This window comes from Mongoliitalea daihaiensis (genome assembly GCF_021596945.1).
In the GTDB taxonomy this organism is placed as follows: domain Bacteria; phylum Bacteroidota; class Bacteroidia; order Cytophagales; family Cyclobacteriaceae; genus Mongoliitalea; species Mongoliitalea daihaiensis.
The window spans coordinates 2,491,881-2,510,461 of sequence record NZ_CP063779.1; the positions used below are offsets into that span (position 1 = coordinate 2,491,881).

The 18,581-nt window shown below is 38.8% G+C and carries 16 protein-coding genes; 8 read left to right on the forward strand and 8 right to left on the reverse strand.

Annotated elements, in window-relative coordinates:
• Positions 1 to 82: 82 nt before the first annotated feature.
• On the reverse strand, positions 83 to 1,564 hold the full coding sequence (gene proS, locus IPZ59_RS10530) for a proline--tRNA ligase (RefSeq protein WP_236136006.1): 1,482 nt from the start codon (positions 1,562 to 1,564) through the stop codon (positions 83 to 85).
• 126 nt (positions 1,565 to 1,690) lie between these two features.
• Here proS and IPZ59_RS10535 point away from each other — a divergent pair, with 126 nt between their 5' ends.
• Both IPZ59_RS10535 and IPZ59_RS10540 read left to right on the forward strand, forming a co-directional pair.
• Positions 1,691 to 3,151 carry a hypothetical protein gene (locus IPZ59_RS10535; RefSeq protein ID WP_236136007.1) on the forward strand — a complete coding sequence of 487 codons (1,461 nt, stop codon included), beginning with the start codon at positions 1,691 to 1,693 and terminating at the stop codon, positions 3,149 to 3,151.
• Between the two features lie 73 nt (positions 3,152 to 3,224).
• Positions 3,225 to 4,745: an OmpP1/FadL family transporter gene (locus IPZ59_RS10540; protein WP_236136008.1), complete on the forward strand. Its 1,521-nt coding sequence runs from the start codon at positions 3,225 to 3,227 to the stop codon at positions 4,743 to 4,745.
• Here IPZ59_RS10540 and IPZ59_RS10545 read toward each other — a convergent pair.
• Genes IPZ59_RS10545 through IPZ59_RS10555 form a run of 3 tightly spaced genes read right to left on the reverse strand, consistent with a single transcriptional unit; the run spans position 4,735 to position 6,900 of the window.
• The gene (locus IPZ59_RS10545; protein WP_236136009.1) at positions 4,735 to 5,265 is read right to left on the reverse strand and encodes a shikimate kinase; all 531 of its coding nucleotides are present in this window, start codon (positions 5,263 to 5,265) and stop codon (positions 4,735 to 4,737) included. The two genes, IPZ59_RS10540 and IPZ59_RS10545, sit on opposite strands and share 11 nt — an antisense overlap.
• Complete coding sequence (locus tag IPZ59_RS10550) at positions 5,262 to 6,362, reverse strand: BT_3928 family protein (RefSeq protein ID WP_236136010.1); 1,101 nt, start codon at positions 6,360 to 6,362, stop codon at positions 5,262 to 5,264. The genes IPZ59_RS10545 and IPZ59_RS10550 overlap by 4 nt, the downstream gene beginning before the upstream one ends.
• Positions 6,355 to 6,900 carry a DUF1599 domain-containing protein gene (locus IPZ59_RS10555; protein ID WP_236136011.1) on the reverse strand — a complete coding sequence of 182 codons (546 nt, stop codon included), beginning with the start codon at positions 6,898 to 6,900 and terminating at the stop codon, positions 6,355 to 6,357. Before IPZ59_RS10555 ends, IPZ59_RS10550 begins: the two co-directional genes overlap by 8 nt.
• Before the next feature lie 14 nt (positions 6,901 to 6,914).
• On the opposite strand from IPZ59_RS10555, the gene folP reads away from it, so the two are divergent.
• Together folP and cdaA are read left to right on the forward strand one after the other, a co-directional pair.
• Complete coding sequence (gene folP / locus IPZ59_RS10560) at positions 6,915 to 7,799, forward strand: dihydropteroate synthase (protein ID WP_236136012.1); 885 nt, start codon at positions 6,915 to 6,917, stop codon at positions 7,797 to 7,799.
• Positions 7,796 to 8,665: a diadenylate cyclase CdaA gene (cdaA, locus tag IPZ59_RS10565; RefSeq protein WP_236136013.1), complete on the forward strand. Its 870-nt coding sequence runs from the start codon at positions 7,796 to 7,798 to the stop codon at positions 8,663 to 8,665. Before folP ends, cdaA begins: the two co-directional genes overlap by 4 nt.
• Positions 8,666 to 8,733: 68 nt before the next feature.
• Here cdaA and IPZ59_RS10570 read toward each other — a convergent pair whose 3' ends face one another.
• The gene (locus IPZ59_RS10570) at positions 8,734 to 9,342 is read right to left on the reverse strand and encodes a DUF4494 domain-containing protein (protein ID WP_236136014.1); all 609 of its coding nucleotides are present in this window, start codon (positions 9,340 to 9,342) and stop codon (positions 8,734 to 8,736) included.
• A 115-nt stretch (positions 9,343 to 9,457) separates the two neighbouring features.
• Between IPZ59_RS10570 and IPZ59_RS10575 the strand changes: the two genes are divergently transcribed.
• Positions 9,458 to 11,740 (forward strand): patatin-like phospholipase family protein, encoded by a 2,283-nt coding sequence (locus IPZ59_RS10575; protein WP_236136015.1) that lies wholly within the window; start codon positions 9,458 to 9,460, stop codon positions 11,738 to 11,740.
• Positions 11,741 to 11,853: 113 nt separating this feature from the next.
• Here the strand turns inward: IPZ59_RS10575 and IPZ59_RS10580 are convergent, their stop codons facing one another.
• Together IPZ59_RS10580 and IPZ59_RS10585 are read right to left on the reverse strand one after the other, a co-directional pair.
• Entirely contained in the window at positions 11,854 to 13,866 is a 2,013-nt protein-coding gene (locus IPZ59_RS10580; protein WP_236136016.1) for a cation:proton antiporter domain-containing protein, read from the reverse strand.
• A gap of 226 nt (positions 13,867 to 14,092) precedes the next feature.
• The gene (locus IPZ59_RS10585) at positions 14,093 to 14,572 is read right to left on the reverse strand and encodes an Mpo1 family 2-hydroxy fatty acid dioxygenase (RefSeq protein WP_236136017.1); all 480 of its coding nucleotides are present in this window, start codon (positions 14,570 to 14,572) and stop codon (positions 14,093 to 14,095) included.
• 83 nt (positions 14,573 to 14,655) lie between these two features.
• Between IPZ59_RS10585 and IPZ59_RS10590 the strand changes: the two genes are divergently transcribed.
• The 3 genes from IPZ59_RS10590 (at position 14,656) to IPZ59_RS10600 (ending at position 17,913) form a co-directional block, all read left to right on the forward strand.
• Positions 14,656 to 15,771: an NAD(P)/FAD-dependent oxidoreductase gene (locus tag IPZ59_RS10590; protein ID WP_236136018.1), complete on the forward strand. Its 1,116-nt coding sequence runs from the start codon at positions 14,656 to 14,658 to the stop codon at positions 15,769 to 15,771.
• Positions 15,772 to 15,832: 61 nt separating this feature from the next.
• Entirely contained in the window at positions 15,833 to 17,314 is a 1,482-nt protein-coding gene (gene nhaC, locus IPZ59_RS10595) for a Na+/H+ antiporter NhaC (RefSeq protein ID WP_236136019.1), read from the forward strand.
• Positions 17,311 to 17,913 (forward strand): 3'-5' exonuclease, encoded by a 603-nt coding sequence (locus IPZ59_RS10600; protein ID WP_236136020.1) that lies wholly within the window; start codon positions 17,311 to 17,313, stop codon positions 17,911 to 17,913. The genes nhaC and IPZ59_RS10600 overlap by 4 nt, the downstream gene beginning before the upstream one ends.
• Here the strand turns inward: IPZ59_RS10600 and IPZ59_RS10605 are convergent.
• Entirely contained in the window at positions 17,910 to 18,503 is a 594-nt protein-coding gene (locus tag IPZ59_RS10605) for an IMPACT family protein (protein WP_236139799.1), read from the reverse strand. The genes IPZ59_RS10600 and IPZ59_RS10605 overlap by 4 nt on opposite strands.
• Between the last annotated feature and the right edge of the window lie 78 nt (positions 18,504 to 18,581).

The window sequence follows — 18,581 nt, forward strand, 5'->3', positions numbered from 1 at the left end:
AGCGCATTTCATTCTAACAACAATACAATATAGGCATTAAATACGAAAAAAAACGCCAGACATATAAGTCTAGCGTTTGAATTTAGTAAGCTCTAGCAAATAAGACCCGTTTATTTGATGGATTACCTGTAAAGATGCAAGCACCTGATTCCTCTTTGACATCGATGGGAATACAGCGAATGGTAGCTTTGGTCAATTCTTTAATTTTTTCTTCAGTTTCTTTTGTACCATCCCAATGAGCGGAAATAAATCCACCTTTATTTTCCAAAAGATCCTGAAACTCATCCCAAGTATTGGCATCCGTAGTCATGGATGTGCGGAAATTTAATGCTTTGGTATAAATTGTTTCTTGGATTTCATCCAGCAAGTCCAAAATATAAGGAGCTATTGAAATGCCTTCTAATGAAAGTGTAGATTTGGTAAGTGTATCTCTTCTAGCAAGTTCTATTGTGTTGTTTTCCAAGTCCCGTGGACCCATGGCTATTCGCAAAGGCACTCCTTTTAATTCATACTCTGCAAATTTCCATCCAGGTTTATGTGTGTCTCGATCGTCAAATTTCACGGTGATTCCTACTCGTCTGAGTTGCTGCATGATTTCATGTGCTTTTTCAGAAATTTTTTGCAGCTCATCTTCTCCTTTATAGATGGGAACAATTACCACTTGAATAGGTGCTAGTTTTGGAGGGAGTACTAATCCGTTGTCATCCGAATGAGCCATAATCAAAGCCCCCATCAAACGTGTACTTACTCCCCAGCTAGTTCCCCAGACATATTCCAATCCACCTTCTTTGGTAGCAAATTTCACATCAAATGCTTTGGCGAAATTTTGGCCTAAAAAGTGGGAAGTTCCTGCTTGTAGTGCTTTGCCATCTTGCATCAATGCTTCTATACAATACGTGTCTTCAGCTCCAGCAAATCGTTCATTTTCACTCTTTACTCCTTTTACTACGGGAAGAGCCATAAAAGTTTCTGCAAATTCTGCGTAGACATTCATCATTTGTACTGTTTCAGAAATTGCCTCAGCTTTAGTCGCATGTGCTGTATGGCCTTCCTGCCATAGAAATTCAGTAGTGCGGAGGAACAGCCTTGTTCTCATTTCCCATCGAACTACATTGGCCCATTGATTGACCAAAAGAGGTAGGTCTCTATAGGATTGGATCCAGTTTTTATAAGTGCTCCAAATGACTGTTTCAGAAGTAGGTCTAACAATCAATTCTTCCTCTAATTTGGCGTCTGGGTCCACTATAACGCTTTTTCCATCTTCGGAATTTTTTAGCCTGTAATGCGTTACCACAGCACATTCTTTTGCAAACCCTTCCACGTGGCTGGCTTCTTTGGATAGGAATGATTTAGGGATGAAAAGTGGAAAATAGGCATTGGTATGACCAGTTTCCTTAAACATCCGGTCAAGTTCAGCCTGCATCTTTTCCCAAATGGAGTATCCATAAGGTTTGATGACCATACACCCCCTAACTGCGGAATTTTCGGCCAAGTCAGCTCTTTTTACTAATTCATTGTACCACAAAGAGTAGTCTTCGCTTCTTTTTGGCAATCCTTTGCTCATAGTATTTTTTTGATTTGAAAAATCTCTTTATATTCGCTCAACTATATTTCAGGCAAATATATAGGAAATATTACAACCCTCGAGTATTTGACTCGTATAAAAAGAGTACAAGTAAAAGCCAAACAAATGAAACGATTAAACAAATTCTTGCCCTTTGGAGCCGCTGCCATGCTAGTGTTAACTTCATGCAGTACCTCGTTCAATGCCATGAAAGGTGGTGAAACAGACGATCTTTATTTCATGGCGAGTGATGCTCGCGTAGCGACTGAGTTCGCCGTGAGAAATAACAATCCGGAAAATTTCAGGTCTTTTAACTCCTTATCTCAAGATAATTTTGAGCAGGAGAACTTTTCGGCAAGAAATGTTAATCCCGAGTATATCGCTAGATATTCAGAGCAGACTGCTGTTCAAGATAATGAGACAGTATATTTTGACGATAATCAAATGCAATCTACGCCCAATGTAAATGTTTACAATAACTTTTATGGTGGAGGTGTAAATGGCATGGGATGGAATCAGCCTCGTATGAACGTCAACCTTGGTCTTGGCTTTGGCTTTGGTGGTGGCATGTGGGGTAACCCTTGGATGATGCCTGGCTTTGGCTGGGGAGGCATGGGCATGATGGGTATGGGAATGTGGGATCCTTTTTGGGATCCATTCTGGCCAGGTATGGGCTTTGGTCCTGGATTTGGCTGGGGCATGAGACCTGGATTCGGTATGGGTTGGAACTCCATGTGGGGAATGAATGCTGGCTTCGGTTGGGGCGGTGGTATGTGGGGTAACCCATGGATGAGACCAGGCTTTGGCTGGGGAGGTTTTGGTCCTGGCTTCGGCTGGGGAGGACCTGGTGTAATTATAGTGAATCCAGGATGGAATGGTAGTGAAGGTCAGCGAAGAGTTGTACGCGGTGCACGTCCTGGTACTGGTTCATCTATGGCACCTGGTTATAGAGGAGGTACAACTGGAGCTCCTGCAACGGCAAGAGCAGCAAGAAGAGATGCAGCTAGTGGAGTTAATGCAACTTCTCCTAATAATAGAGTGAATTCTGGAAGAGATTTCTCTAGATCTCAAAATGATTTATATAATAATAGAAGTAGAGTAGCATCAAACCCTACAGCAGGAAATAGAACAACTAGTTCTGCAGCTGCTACAAGACCGAGTAGAAACTCAGCGGTAAATAGTGCTAATCCTGCCTATACCCGAGGAGCGGGTTCTAGAGGAGCAGCGATGAATCCTTCTGCGACTAGAGGTGGTAACACTGGATTTAATAACAGAGGTACTATGCCTTCCAATAGATCAGCAAGCCCATCCTACAACAGAGGTGCTACGAGAAATGCAAATCCATCTTATAATAGAGGAGGTACAATGAATAGAAGTGGTTCTACCATGCAACGTTCAACAACAGCCCCGAGCAGATCTTCTGGAATGTCAGCCCCGAGTAATAGAAGCTCATCGTTTGGCTCGGCACCTTCAAGAAGTAGTTCTGGTGGAGGTGGATTTAGTTCCGGCGGTGGCGCATCGAGAGGTGGCGGCGGCGGAATGAGCTCCGGCGGTGGCGGTGGATCACGAGGAGGAAGGGGGAATTAATTCCCCCTTTTTTTGGCTCGAATTTTGCCCAAACTATTAGAAAACTAATCCATCTAATTACTTATTACTTATTATGCGAATCTCGAAAATCTTTTTTTTGATCTTCTTGGTGTATGCTATTGAATATAATCAAGCCCATGCACAATTTGGATACTTTGAAGATGCTTTACGTTTCAGCCAATTCCGCTCCACTGGTTCTGCCAGAGTCAATGGATTGGGAGGTGCCCAAGTGTCATTAGGAGGAGATATTTCCAACATTCATATGAATCCAGCAGGATTGGGATTTTTTAGAAGGTCGGAATTTAGCATGACACCGACAATTAGCAATTGGCAAACAGAATCAATTTTTCTTGGTCAATCCCAAGAAAATAGAGTGAGCAATTTCGCTCTTCCCAATATCGGAGTAGTTATCTCAAACCCCAAGGGACCACTTCAGAGTGGCGCATTTAGGGGAGGATCTTTTGGTATCAGCTTCAATAGAAGTAATTTCTTTAACACAGATGTCGGATATTTCTCGGATGTAGAGGGAGATATTTCAATCATTGATTTTTTTCTAAGAAGGGCTGATGGCATTCCTGAAAGTCAGATTCAAAACGCAGGTTTGACAGGTCTTGCTTATGAGACATTTTTGATCAATCCAATTACTGTTGATGGGAATGGAAATCCAATTGCTAATCCAACTCAATACGATTCATTTGTATTGGGATTTCCTTTTCAAGATGAGTTGATTATTACCACTGGTAGAACTTCCCAGACAACCTTTTCGTATGGTGCCAACTTTTACAACAAGTTGTTCCTAGGCGCTGGAGTCATGTTTACGGCTGCTAATTTTCGCCGCGAAAGAAGATATACAGAGGAATTCTTTAATGAACCTTTGATCACTACCACAACACGAGAGTTTTTAGAAACTTCAGGTGGAGGTGTAAGTCTAAATTTTGGTGCTATTTATAAGCCTATTGATCAAGTAAATCTTGGTTTCAATTTCCAGTCTCCTACGTGGTACCGCTTCAATGAGCAGTATGATGCAAGTATGGTCAATGTATTTGATAATTTCTTTTTTGAACCAGAAAATATTACCCTAGGAAGAGAGGAAGCAAGGACTGATATTATTTTAGGTACTTACAATTTAAATACACCTCTTAGGGTAAGTGGTGGAGCTACTTTCTTTGTTGGTAAAAATGGTTTTATAACCGCAGATGTTGATTTCCTAGATTACACCACAAGTAGAATCAATTCCCGTGATTTCAATCCATCAGATGATAATTTAGAAATTAGAAGATTGTATGGTCAGGTATTCAATTACCGATTAGGGGGCGAATTTAGACATGATATCTTTCGCTTGAGAGGGGGATATGGTTTTTATGGAGATCCATTTGCCAATTCTAATGATTTTGACAGATCTATGCAGCAATTCTCAGGAGGTGCCGGTATTCGTCTGAAAAGATTTTATGTAGACTTCTCGTACTCAGTATTAATGTTTGATCAATTGTATAATTCATTTCCCTTCATAGAAAATGGATTTAACATCGGTCCATTTACGGAAATTCGTAATCGGATAAATTCCGGGAGTTTGACCTTTGGGATTAACTTTTAAAGTAGTGTAAGAGTTCTGAATATACTTGCTCAGTGGAAACATCATCTCCACTGAGCTTTATTTTTGATAGTTGATAGTATGGACTTCGTATTTGTGATAAGTCCTCTAATCTTGTTTTCAATTCAGTGCTGTCAAGACCTGAAAAAAGAGGTCTCACGCTGCCAGAGTAAATTAATCGTTGATGGATAGTAGTAATTGGTACATCCAAAAAAATGGAGATTGCCACTGCATTTATCCGCTCCATATTATCATGGAAGCAAGGAGTACCACCGCCTGTTGATAAAACTAAACTTGAAAAACCTTCTAAGACCTTTTCTAGGTAGTAGGTTTCTAATTTTCGAAAGGTACCCTCTCCAAGCTCTTGAAAAATTGTTGAAATGCTCTTGTGCTCCTCCTGTTCTATATACTGATCTAAATCAATAAATGGGAAGCCTAACTCATCGGCTAAGATCTTTCCAAACGTTGACTTTCCACAGCCAGGAAGGCCTACTAACACGATCTTTAAGTTATTTTTGTTCATTGAACAAACAAGCTTTTGGCATCAAATCCGGTAGGAGTATTTCTAAAGTGATATTTCTTCAACACTACGCCATCTTTTAAAAGCATAATGCCGGGATTTGAACGCATAATAGTTTTGATTACGGTTGCATCTCCAAGATAAGTTGGGATCGTCCAATTTAACTGTGCCATCATAGCATCGATTTCCTCTTGGGAAGAAGCTGCTACTACCGAAACCTGTATGGGACTTTCTGAAAGCTCTTGAATTAAGTCTTTCATTTTTCTTAAGTTATCTAAATTGAGTTTGCGGACATTGGAAATTAAGATTAACGCCTGATTACCTGAGAGAATCTCTTCTGTAAAATCTCCTTGACTGTTCCAGATGGCGAAATCAGTGATTTTTGGCAATGCTTCTTCGTTGATCAAACGCATTTCTACGAACTCATATCCATCTTCCATTGGATAGGTGTCAAAAATAAATTCGTCTCCATCCTTGGTCATGACGTATTCATATTGCAAAGGTGCTGATGGTAGCATTGCATCTGTAATATTTACTCCTTCCTTGTAGGCTCTAAAATCTATGAAAGGGAGGTTTCTAATAGCGATGATGGCTAATAAAAGAGAGACTACTAAGCTAACTCTTGTAGTCCAAGAAGCCCATGCTGGACTATCATTACCCAAATCTTTTTTGAAAATGAATAAAAAGCCTAAGAGTACTAATAAAACTACATCCTTTGCAAAGGATTCCCAGGGAGTCAATTTGATGGCATCACCAAAACATCCACAGTCCGTTACTTTGTTAAAATACGCAGAATAAAAGGTGAGGAAGGTGAAGAACACCGTTAGTCCCAGCAAAGTATACAGGGTCCACCTGAGACGGGTACCAGTGATCAGCATAACTCCCAATACTACTTCTAATACCACGATAAACACAGCCAATGGTAATGCGATATCTTTGAAAACAAAGAAAAAAGAAGCAATGTCATTGGAAAAAACATCAAAGTATTCTTCTAATTTAATGGCTGTTCCTACAGGGTCATTTACTTTGATCAGTCCAGAGAAAATAAAAACTCCTCCAACGAAAAAACGAACAATGAATATAGCTAAGTTTTTAAGCATGGTCTTTAAATTTGATTAAACAGAATACTGCATAGTTAATCATGTCTTGGTAGTTTGCCTCAATGCCTTCTGACACTAAAGTGTTACCAGAGTTGTCTTCAATTTGTTTTACTCGGTATAGTTTCATGAGAATGATATCAGTGATGGAAGAGATACGCATATCTCGCCACGCTTCACCGTAATCATGGTTTTTATTTTCTAATAGTTTGCGTGTTGCATTTGCCCAGTGGTCGTAGAGCGGGTCTAATTCCTCATAAGGAATTTCCAAGCGATCATCATTTTGTAATTGAATCTGTATCAACGCAATGATGCAATAGTTGATAATTCCTACAAACTCATCTGCAATTGGGTCATTCACTTTTTGATTTCCTTTTTCTTGGATAGAGCGAATGCGTTGTGCTTTGATGAAAATTTGATCGGTGATAGATGGAAGACGAAGAATTCTCCAAGCAGTCCCATAGTCTATTGCTTTCTTCTTAAAAAGTTCTTTACAATGGCTGATAACTTCATTATATTCGCTCACAGTTTGTGTTTTCAAAGGTATCGTGTTTAATGGATTCCAATATTAGTAATTCTTCGAAAATCGAAGATAAATCTTTTGCTGCAAAAATAACACTTCAATCCAAAGGAAAGCTTTTTTTATTGGATGAACCGAAGGTAATGGGCATTTTAAATTTGACGCCTGATTCATTTTTCGAAGGGAGTAGGGTCCAACTAGATGCAGATGTCTTACACTTAAAAGTAAAACAGATGGTAGATGATGGTGTTGATATCATTGATATCGGAGGCTACAGCACCAGACCCGGGGCAGATGAGGTAACTGTTGAGGAGGAATGTGAGCGTACTGTTTGGGCAGTAGCCTTCATTAAGGAAAAATTTCCAGATCATTGGATTTCCATAGATACTTTTCGTGCGGAAGTTGCCAAAGCGGCAGTCCATGCTGGTGCTGATATCGTAAATGATATTTCAGCCGGCTCGTTAGACCCAAAGATGATTGAAATCGTAGGGAGACTAGGAGTTCCTTACATTGCCATGCATATGAGAGGCAATCCTCAAACGATGCAAGGATTGACTCAATACGAGGATATCTTGAAGGAAATGTTGGTTTTCTTTCAAGAAAAATATCAACAGTGTATTCAAGCTGGAATTCGGGATGTGATTTTAGATCCTGGCTTTGGTTTTGCAAAAACTTTGGAACAAAATTATTGGATTCTCAAAAATTTATCTTATTTTAAGAACATTCCAATACCGATACTCGTAGGGCTTTCAAGGAAATCTATGATATACAAAAAATTAGGAGTAAGTGCTGAAGAATCATTAAATGGAACTACTGCACTTCATATGGTGTCTTTAATAAATGGGGCACAAGTTTTGAGAGTGCATGATGTATTGGAGGCAAAACAAACCATTGAATTATATAAACAAGTATACCGTTGATATTTTTATTTAAAATAGGCTTTTTGGAAATCTCCATCGTGAATCTAGTCGATATCTCGTTGGTAAGTATCCTGATTTATCAGGTCTATAAGTTATTGCGCGGTAGTGTGGCCATTAAAATCTTTTTAGGCTTCTTGTCGATTTACTTGGTGTATTTGTTGGTCAATGCCCTCCGAATGGAATTGCTTACAATTATTCTTGGTCAATTTATGGGTGTGGGTGTCATTGCGGCAATCATCATTTTTGCTCCTGAAATACGGAAGTTTTTATTGATCATTGGAAGATCATCCTTTTTATCCAATGAAAGTATTTGGCAAGAGTTGTTGTTTTGGCGAAAGCGAGAATCCAGTGCATTTAATATCAACCCTATCATAGAAGCTACCAAATCTTTGGCAGGTACCAATACAGGGGCTTTGATGGTTTTGTCTAAAAATTCAGAATTGAAATTTTATTCTGAGAGTGGTGATATGATGGATGCAATTCTTTCTAAGCGTCTCTTGATTTCAATTTTCAATAAATACAGTCCTTTACATGATGGAGCAGTTATTATTTACAATGGGAAAGTAAAAGCAGCTCGATGTATTTTGCCAGTAACGGAGCGAGACATACCTGCACAATTTGGCTTAAGGCACAGGGCAGCTATCGGAATGTCTGAGGCCACAGATACTTTGGTATTGATTGTTTCTGAAGAAACAGGACAAGTTTCTTTAGCTAAAAATGGTAAAATTTTACACAATCTCTCTTATCAAGAAGTAAGAGAATTTTTAAATGATTACCTATCTGGTGTAGATATTGACGATAAGTTTGATCCTATATCTGTATATGAGCGTCCACAGTTTAAAAAGCCAACGATAAAAACGGGCTGAAAACGAACAAGGGGAATGAGCTTAAACTCAATCCCCTTTTTTTGTAATCTAACTTTTATACGCCCTTTTTAATCCAAATTATCTTCCTCTTTTTCCTCGTACTCTACCAGTTTAGGTCCTTCTTCTACCTCAACCTGTTCCATCCTTCCCATAGTCTCTTGGCGAGTAGCTTCTCTTCTTTCTTGATCAGCTTTTACTTCACTCAATGGCTTTAGATTTGATGGAGGTGGAGGAAGTAATTCTTCGTCATCTCGTTCATAAGGGAAAACTTCAACTATTGGACTTTCAGTGATATCTGGGACTCTGAACGTCACCAACATATTGCTTAAACTTTCATGAATACGCTCATAAGCCTCTTTTACATCATGGGCTGTGACGAGCATATATTGATTAACTTTCTTTTCCTTTCCACTATCTGCGTCTGCTACGACATATGTAATTTTACATTTGTGCCAAACATCGATATCATCGTAGGGAAAAACATCTACAAAATTACTTTTACTGATATTGGTCACTTGAAAATCTCCACGTATAGTGGATCCCAACATATCATAAATACGTGCTTCAGCTTCTGTAAAGGACACAGCATCAACCAAGTACTGTTCCGATACATTTTTCAGCAGACCCTGCTCATTTTCTTTCGCGTATTTTACTTTGCACAAAAACCAGATTCTCATGTTCATTCATTTTTAGAGAAACGAAGGTAAGGGATAATACTAAAAGCCACAATTAAAAAAATCATTTAGATATCTTTTAAATTTTCACGTATATTCCCGTACAAACTAATGGCCGATGTGGGATAAATTTTTGTATAGTTTTCCTGTTCAGTTGCTCTTTTTACATCTTAAAAAGAACCTGCTGTTGTTGTTATTTTGGTTTGTACTTTTTCTGATAATCATACAGAGTTTTGGGACAGTTTTAGGGATTCCTTTTTTGTTTCTAGACCCCGAGTATCTCAACGAGGTATCATGGCAGAGTTTTTTTATCGTAGGTATGGCTTTGGCTATTTTCACAATGGCTTTTCAGATGACTACCTATATTTTGGATGGGGCTCGCTTCAAATTCCTTGCTGTATCCAATAGGCCTTTCCTTCAGTTTTGTCTCAACAATTCAATTATCCCTATCATTTTTCATGTAATTTATCTCTTGTCAGTGTATCAGTTTCAGCAGAGCAACGAATTGGGAGCCCAGCAAGCTGTATGGAAACTCATCCTTGGCTTTTTGGTAGGAAACTTATTGACTTATATAATTTTACTGATCTATTTTGGAGCTACCAACAAAGATTTTTTTATTCTTTTTGCTGATTCTGTGGAAAAAAGACTCCGAAAAACGAAGCTTCCTCGAGCCAATATGTTGAGAAGGATCAAGGAAACTCAACAAACCCAAAACAAGGTTCTATATTATTTTGATATTAGCTTTAATTTTATCCCTGTTAGGCAAGATTTATCAAAATTTGAGGCGCAAAAACTTTTGAAAGTATTTGATCAGAACCATTTAAACTTGGTGATCATACAGACAGTCTTGATTAGCTCTATTTTTCTGCTGAGTATTTTCCGAGAGAATCCATATGTGCAAATTCCTGCTGCAGCAAGTACCATTTTATTGATGGCTATTCTTACAATGATGGTAGGAGCTATTTCTTTTTGGTTGAGAAGTTGGGCTATTCCGGCCGTACTGGGAGCATTGATTCTGTTCAATTACTTTTCTGATATTGCTTTATTCAATCGTCCACACGAAGCATTTGGATTGGATTATAAAGGAGAGCCATTAGAGTATACAATGGATCAGATTCGAGCTCATCTTCACGAAGATTCAGTCAAGGAGGATAAAGCCTATATGATTGAAGTTTTAAACAATTGGAGAGCGAAGTTTCCTATAAATCAACAGCCAAAAATGGTCTTTATTGCCGTCAGTGGAGGAGGTCAGCGATCGGCACTCTGGACTACGCATGTATTACAACAGTTGCAAAAGCAGACCGATGAAAAACTTTTTAAGCATACACATCTTATTACAGGTGCCTCAGGAGGAATGATCGGAGCTGCTTTTTTTAGAGAACTTTATTTGAGGAATCAATTGAAAGTAGATGATCCGTATTTATCGGCTGAGTTTCTGGATCAAATAGCTGCTGATAATCTCAACCCTATTATTTTTTCTTTGTTAGTGAATGATCTGATTTTTAGAACTCAATATGTAGAATTCAATGGGAATAAATATCTCAAGGATAGGGGATTTGCTTTTGAAAATCAATTAAGTATAAATACTAAAGGCATTTTAAATAAACCGATTGCTGACTATCAAGCACCCGAACGGGAGGCTTTGATTCCCTTACTTCCAATTACACCGTTGATTACTAATGACGGGAGAAAGCTAATTATTTCTCCTACGCCTATGTCATATTTGGCAATCTCGGACGAAAGACTAGAAGGATGGAATGAAAAAAATCAAGGAATTGATTTCCAGAGATTTTTTTATAAAAAAGATGCTATGCAGCTTCGTTTTCTCTCTGCCCTGAGAATGGGAGCAACCTTTCCTTTTATCACTCCAAGCGTACATTTGCCTACTGACCCTCGGATGGAGACCATGGATGCAGGGCTATCGGATAATTTTGGTATTCAAGATGCTCTAAAGTTTATGCATGTTTTCCGGGATTGGATATCCCAAAACACTTCGGGGGTTGTATTAGTGACTATTCGGGATTCTGAAAAATTTACTGAAATCAAAGAAAAACCAAATCCCAAATATCTTCAAAAGCTTTTTACTCCGTTGCAAAATATTTATGTCAATTGGGACAATGTTCAAACGCTGCATAATGAAGCTCTATTTACTCGATTTAAAGAAAAAGCAACTTTCCCTATTCAACGGATAGAATTTGAGTATTCAACAGAAGAATTTTTAAGAGAAAGGGGCTTGGTGGATGCGGGTGGAGATGTACCTACCAATCTACGGGATATCCAACGCGCCTCCCTAAATTGGAGATTAACCTCTCAAGAAAAGAAATCCATTTTGGACAATATTTACTATCCATTTAATCAAGCCTCGCTTCGAAGAGTATCTGAAGTTCCGTGGATAGAGTAGAATACGGGGGCTTTGGGAGGGGGGCATAGGTTTTTCCCCGCACTCTCACAGATACTTTAAATATGACCTCTTTCTCAGCAAGCAAAAATATGCTAAAATTTGATCAGAGTCGATTAATCAACTTCCAACTCTTTTTCAAATATCTCAATTGCATCAGGCTTTCCTACTACATATACCGCATCTCCGAATTTGAGTGTTTGTTCTGCTTTAATATCAGTAATGGTTTTACCATTTCGTTTGATTGCTACAATATTGATACCTAAAAGATCTCTGATCTTAGCATCCTTAAGAGCAACATTGACATATTGCCCAGAATCTTTTTCAACTTTTAGGCAAACAAAATTAATTTCTGGTAAATCGATTTTAGTTTGTGTCTTGGTACTGAGAGGAGTTCTGAAAAGCTCGTAATTATGTGAACGGATTTCCTCTGTGAAACTTTCGATGTCATGTCTAGCGACCAAGTACTTATCCAATACCCTATAAAATATTTCAATAGAAGTTTCAAACTCTTCGGGGATGACTTCATTCGCTCCTAGGTTGATATTTTCTTCAATCTCGTTGACATAGCGTGTTCTTACAATGATGTAAGGGTTAGAACTCATGTGTCTTATGGTAGATACAATGCGTTTGGTTGAGTCAGCATTAGAGATTGCTACGACTGCAACACGAGCCTTGTTGATATTGACATGCTCGAGTACTGTTTCATTCGCAGCATCTCCGTAGATGATTGGTTCACCATTGGATGATTCTACTTTCACTGTTTCTGGATTCATCTCAATAATAACATAAGGGATATTTGCTGATTTGGCCGCAAGTGATAAGTTTCTACCATTGAGTCCATAGCCTATGATTACCAGGTGATCTTTTAGCTCATCTTCATTGAGGGCAATAGTTTGAGATATTTTACTACTAAATCGTTTGTTGAGTCTACTTGAAACAGGTAGATTGATTATTTTAAATGCAAGTTTTTCGCGATTATTCAAAAGAAAAGGAGTAATTGTCATGGTAAGAATGGAAATCGCCAGAAAATATTGATAGGTGACAGGATCAAGTAGATTGAGGCGCATCCCCTCTTTTGCTAAAAGCAAGGAGAATTCACCGATTTGGAAGATAGACAAGCCTACAATGATTGAGTCCTTAAAGTTTTGCCCAATTGCTTTGACTGAGAGAGTAGTGATTATGAATTTCACCCCGAAAGTAAGTAAGGTGAGTAGCAAAATCACACCAATGTTTTTGAAAAGGAAGGTAATATCAAATAACATACCTACAGACACAAAGAAAAAGCTGAGAAAGACTTCTCTAAATGGGAGGATTTTTCCCGTAGCATGATGGCTATAATCTGATTCGGATATAATCAATCCTGCCAAAAAAGCACCTAAACCTAGCGATAGCCCTAGTAAAGAGGTGAGATATGCGATAGCAAAACAAATGACGATAATGCTCAGCAAGAAAAGCTCTTCATTACGGGTTTTAGCAATTCTAAATAATAGTTGAGGCATTAAGTATTTGGCTGTCACAATAGTAATTGCTATAACGGCAACGCCTTTGGCAGCCATCAAAAATAAAGACAAAGCAATATTGTCAGATTCACCTGCCAACATTGGTGTGAATAACATCAAAGGGACAATTACAATGTCTTGAAAAATCAATACGGCCAATGTCGTTCTACCGGAAATCGTATTGACCTGCCCAGCTTCTTGCAAGAGTTTTAATACGATAGCTGTGCTACTCAAGGAAATCAAGAAACCTATGAAAACTGCCACATTCCATTCAAAACCTAACAGCGAAGCAAGTAGGGTAGAAACACCTATCGTGATGAAGACCTGTAATGAGCCACCGATAAAGACTGCTTTTTTGATAGCCATCAAACTTTTAAGGGAAAATTCCATCCCTATTACAAAAAGTAACAGGATCACCCCTATTTCTGATAACACTTCAACGGTAGTAGAGGCTTGAACCAATGAAAGCCCGTAAGGACCGGCTAGTGCTCCAGTGAAAAGAAAACCGATGATTGTAGGGACTTTGAATCTCATAAAGACCAAAATCACAAGAGTGGCAAGCCCAAAAATCCAGACAAGATCTGATAGCATTGGCATCTCCGCAGATGCAAGAATGAAATTTAGCATTGTGATGATTGGTGAATAGTTACTTAAAAATACAAGCTTTCAGTGGTATTTGTTCCGTTTTAAACAGATAAAAATATATTTTAAATAATATACACTACTTACACGATTGAAATATGGCAATGAAAAAGGGTTAAAAAAAAAGAGCTTGAGTAAACTGATAGCTTTAGGGATCCTTTCGACATCTGAACAGTTTACAAGTCCAGATGTCGGCAAGGACGAGATGTTATTAATAAGCTAACCCTAATTTTTTGTAGATAAAATGCATCAGCCATGCTGGTCCAATCAACAGAAATTGCAAGTCTTTAAGGAATGAAGGTTTTTTACCTTCTATTTTATGTCCATAAAATTGAAAGATCCAAGCTACTACAAAAATTGCCACACTTACCAACCACAAGGGTATATCTAGTGCAAGGTTAATAAAATTAGCGAGTGCTAAGCAAATGGCAGAGAAGAATAGCATGCCCAATGCTAGGGGAGGAGAGATGGAAACATAATAAAATAAGACGAGTACCAAAATTAGGGTAGCCCAATTGGCAAAGCTATGAAGGAAGGGTAGTAAGCTGATGAGAGGGCCTGCTGGAATAGAGAATATAAGTCCAACGATACTGAAAAATATAGCAGGAACACATATCCAGTGGATCAACTTATTGGTTTCATTTTGGTGACTCAATCCATATTCGTGTAATAATTCATCAATTTTTCTCATGGGTTATCAGGTGATTTTGAGTTTATTTGTAGAACAGGATACAAGTTAAACAATCACCTTTACAATTTGAAATAGAATTCTGCATGTGGAGCTATTGGGAGTGGAAAAATTTTAAACAGTATGATCTTATTGTGATTGGAGCAGGCATTGTAGGTTTGTCAACTGCAATTCAGTACAAGGAAAAGTTTCCAGAGAGGAAGGTTTTAGTCTTGGAAAGAGGTTTGCTTCCAACAGGTGCGAGTACTAAAAATGCAGGATTTGCCTGCTTTGGTAGTTTGACTGAGATTTTGGATGATTTAGAAGTGTTGACTGAGCAAGAGGTCTTACAGTTGGTTCGGCGAAGGTATAGCGGTTTACAGGCAATCCGTGATCGTTTTGGAGATGCTGTCCTTGGGTTTAAGGATTCGGGAGGATATGAATTGTTTACTACGAATGAGCTGCCTCTTTTGAATCAAATGGAGGTTGTAAACCAGTTGTTGCTCCCTATTTTCAATGAACCTGTTTTTTCATTGGTTCCATTGCATCAAGCACTTGGTTTCGGTCCATCCGTCAAAGCTATTGTCAAAAATCGATTTGAAGGAGAGCTGGATACGGGGTATTTTATCCAGACTCTATGGCATCAGGCTCAACTACTAGGGGTTTTTATAATGACAGGCGCAGATGTACAGGGCTTGGATAGAGAGACTGGTCAAGTGAGTGTGCGTCAATTTGATGGCGCCGAACGCGTATTTGATGGAGGTCAGATTGCTGTATGCACCAATGCATTTACCAAGAAGTTAATTCCTTCACTTACCTTAAAGCCGGGTAGAGGCTTAGTGTTAGTCACAAAACCTCTATTAAATCCAATTAATTGGGAGGGATCTTTTCATTACGATAAGGGATATGTTTATTTTAGAAGTATTGATAATCGTTTATTAATAGGCGGTGGAAGAAATCAAGACTTTGAAACAGAGGAGACCTTAGGTTTTGAAGTCAACTCTAGGATCAGGGATTACCTTTTAAATATTTTACATGAAACCATTCTTCCAGATGAAGCTGCTCAAATCGAATTCGAATGGACAGGAATAATGGCTTTTGGTCCGAGTAAAATGCCTGTAATACAGCAAATCAGCGATCGCTTGCATTGTGCGGTGAGGCTTGGAGGTATGGGAGTAGCGGTTGGATGGCAGACAGCTTCCGAGTTGGTTGATTTATTTTAATCGTGTGACATTGATGAAATTTTATTACATTCAAGCTTTAAAAAATTTTAAAATCGATTGAATGGCTATTCAGCGGAAAGAACCCACCCTGTCGGAAGCTCTTTTTCCGATACTCTTCTTGATCGTTTTGTTGGTGATCAATATTGGTATTTTTGGTACAGAGGGATTATCAGGATCAAATCAAGTTGTATTAGTTGTATCATCTGCGGTAGCAGCTTTGGTGGCCACTTTCAGACTTAGGATTAAATGGGAGCATTTGCAAGACGGGATCGTTAAGAGTATTTCTTCTGCCATGTCCAGTATTTTGATTCTATTGCTGATAGGCGCACTAGCAGGCACTTGGCTATTAAGTGGGATAGTACCGGCAATGATTTATTATGGATTGCAAATATTAAATCCTACCATTTTTTTAATAGCGGCATGTATTGTATCAGCCATAGTCTCCATATCCACAGGAAGTAGCTGGACCACAGTAGCAACAGTCGGTGTAGCTCTGTTGGGTATAGGAAAGGCGCTTGGGTTTGAAGAGGGCATTATTGCTGGAGCTATTATATCTGGAGCTTACTTTGGTGATAAAATGTCTCCATTGTCAGACACTACCAATTTGGCACCAGCGATGGCAGGGACTGATTTATTTACTCATATCCGTCACATGACCAAGACTACGTTTCCTTCTATTGCTATCACATTGGTGATTTTTGGGATCATTGGTTTCACAATAGGAGCCGAAGGTTCGGTAGATCAAGTAAGAGAAATATCAGCCATCATTGTTGATACTTTCAATATTTCTGGTTGGTTGTTTATCGTGCCTGTATTGGTTTTGGCAATGATTATCAAAAAGGTGCCTGCGGTGCCGGCGTTATTAGCAGGGGCTATTTTGGGAGGTGTTTTTGCAGTTATTTTCCAGCCGGAAATAATCCTGACCATTTCCAATACAGAAGCAGTAGGCTATGCTTATCACTCATTCAAAGCAGTGATGTTGGCCCTCTATGGAGAAATCAGCATTGTAACTACCAATGAAGTTGTAAATGAATTATTGGTTACAGGAGGAATGTCGGGCATGTTGAATACCATTTGGTTGATTTTGTGTGCCATGGCTTTTGGAGGAATTATGGAAGAAAGTGGTATGCTTCGTGTATTGGCGGAGGCAGTGATTGCAAAAGTTCACTCGATTGGGTCATTAATCGCTTCTACGGCAGCCACTTGCATGTTTTTCAATGTCACTACCTCTGATCAGTATTTGGCGATACTGGTACCTGGACGAATGTATGCAGATATTTATAGAAAGAAAGGATTGAAAGGGGAAAATCTCAGCCGTACATTGGAAGATTCGGCAACGGTTACTTCGGTGCTCATTCCTTGGAATACCTGTGGAGCTACACAAGCTTCTGTTTTGGGGGTTGCTACTTTAACCTATGCGCCTTATTGTTTTTTCAATATCATTTCACCCTTTATGACAATTCTTTTTGGGTACTTGAAATTGGGAATTAACTATTACTCTGAGGAGGAAATGTTGGAGATTAAAAAAGAGTTTGCGGTATGATTCCTATGCGTATAAGCAAAGAGGAGATTAATGAATTACCCCTTGGTCAGTTTGAAGGAGAGATCAACTTGATTGATGACTTGGATCAGATAGAGGAAGTGATGCAAAGTCTTCGAGGTGAGCAATTATTGGGTTTTGATACAGAAACAAGGCCCTCTTTCCGAAAAGGTGTGCAATATCAGGTGTCGCTTTTACAGCTTTCGACTCCAGATCAAGCTTTTTTGTTTCGTTTAAACAAAATAGGTCTGCCAAGACCCATCCAAAAGGTACTTGAAAACCCAGAAATAGTGAAAGTAGGCGCTGCTGTCCTAGATGACTTAAGAGCCCTTAGGAAACTAGCGATTGACTTTCAGCCCAATGGCTTCTTTGATCTTAATGAGGAGTTGAAAAAAGTCGGTTTTGAAAATGTGGGTGTTCGAAATCTTTGCGGAATGGTGCTGAATATTCGGATCAGCAAAAGTGAGCAGGTTTCCAATTGGGAGTCATTAGAACTTACCAACAAACAACAGGTTTACGCAGCCACGGATGCTTGGGCATGTTTAGAAATTTATAAAAAACTTCAGTACCAAGGATACTTGGACTCCCTATTTAACTGCTAATCTACGTTAGCTACCTCCGCAAATTTCTCACGGACTTCAGTTGTAAGCGCTTGTCTGACCTTGATTTTCATCAGGCAGGTATTATCAAAAGTTTGTTCTAAAATATCCAGTTGGTAGTCTTTAATGATTTTCATGACTTGATTCATCTGTATGTAGTCAAATGAGACGCTAACCGTTGAACATAGAATCTCCGTCACGATGGTATTGGCTGCAATAGCTTCCCCCGCTGCTGTTTTGTAGGCTTGAATCAAACCGCTAACTCCAAGTTTGGTACCTCCAAAATATCGGATAACCACAATTAGCACGTTAGTCAATTGATTGGATCGAATCTGTCCAAGGATAGGGTCCCCAGCAGAATGATTGGGTTCGCCATCGTCATTGGCTCGGTATTGGGTCATTTCTTTTCCAAGCATGTAAGCGTAACAATGGTGCCTGGCATCAAAGTATTTCTTTCGTAGACTTTCCAAATGTTCTTTTATTTCCTCTTCTGAGGAAACAGGGTAAGCAAAAGCCAAGAATTTGCTTCCTTTTTCTTTATATATAGCTTCTGAGTTTCCTGCAAGAGTTAAGTAACTGTCTTCTGCTTCCAATGCTTTCAAGTTTAAGCATGTAAAAATAAGAATTAAGATTTTTTCCCCCCATTTATTAAGCGATAAGTGTAATTTTAA

Excerpts from the sequence above, each read along its gene's own strand:
- proS (WP_236136006.1), bottom strand. The coding sequence starts at position 1,564 with ATGAGCAAAGGATTGCCAAAAAGAAGCGAAGACTACTCTTTGTGGTAC.
- IPZ59_RS10535 (WP_236136007.1), top strand. The coding sequence starts at position 1,691 with ATGAAACGATTAAACAAATTCTTGCCCTTTGGAGCCGCTGCCATGCTA.
- IPZ59_RS10540 (WP_236136008.1), top strand. The coding sequence starts at position 3,225 with ATGCGAATCTCGAAAATCTTTTTTTTGATCTTCTTGGTGTATGCTATT.
- IPZ59_RS10545 (WP_236136009.1), bottom strand. The coding sequence starts at position 5,265 with ATGAACAAAAATAACTTAAAGATCGTGTTAGTAGGCCTTCCTGGCTGT.
- IPZ59_RS10550 (WP_236136010.1), bottom strand. The coding sequence starts at position 6,362 with ATGCTTAAAAACTTAGCTATATTCATTGTTCGTTTTTTCGTTGGAGGA.
- folP (WP_236136012.1), top strand. The coding sequence starts at position 6,915 with ATGGATTCCAATATTAGTAATTCTTCGAAAATCGAAGATAAATCTTTT.
- IPZ59_RS10570 (WP_236136014.1), bottom strand. The coding sequence starts at position 9,342 with ATGAGAATCTGGTTTTTGTGCAAAGTAAAATACGCGAAAGAAAATGAG.
- IPZ59_RS10575 (WP_236136015.1), top strand. The coding sequence starts at position 9,458 with ATGTGGGATAAATTTTTGTATAGTTTTCCTGTTCAGTTGCTCTTTTTA.
- IPZ59_RS10580 (WP_236136016.1), bottom strand. The coding sequence starts at position 13,866 with ATGCTAAATTTCATTCTTGCATCTGCGGAGATGCCAATGCTATCAGAT.
- IPZ59_RS10585 (WP_236136017.1), bottom strand. The coding sequence starts at position 14,572 with ATGAGAAAAATTGATGAATTATTACACGAATATGGATTGAGTCACCAA.
- IPZ59_RS10590 (WP_236136018.1), top strand. The coding sequence starts at position 14,656 with ATGTGGAGCTATTGGGAGTGGAAAAATTTTAAACAGTATGATCTTATT.
- nhaC (WP_236136019.1), top strand. The coding sequence starts at position 15,833 with ATGGCTATTCAGCGGAAAGAACCCACCCTGTCGGAAGCTCTTTTTCCG.
- IPZ59_RS10600 (WP_236136020.1), top strand. The coding sequence starts at position 17,311 with ATGATTCCTATGCGTATAAGCAAAGAGGAGATTAATGAATTACCCCTT.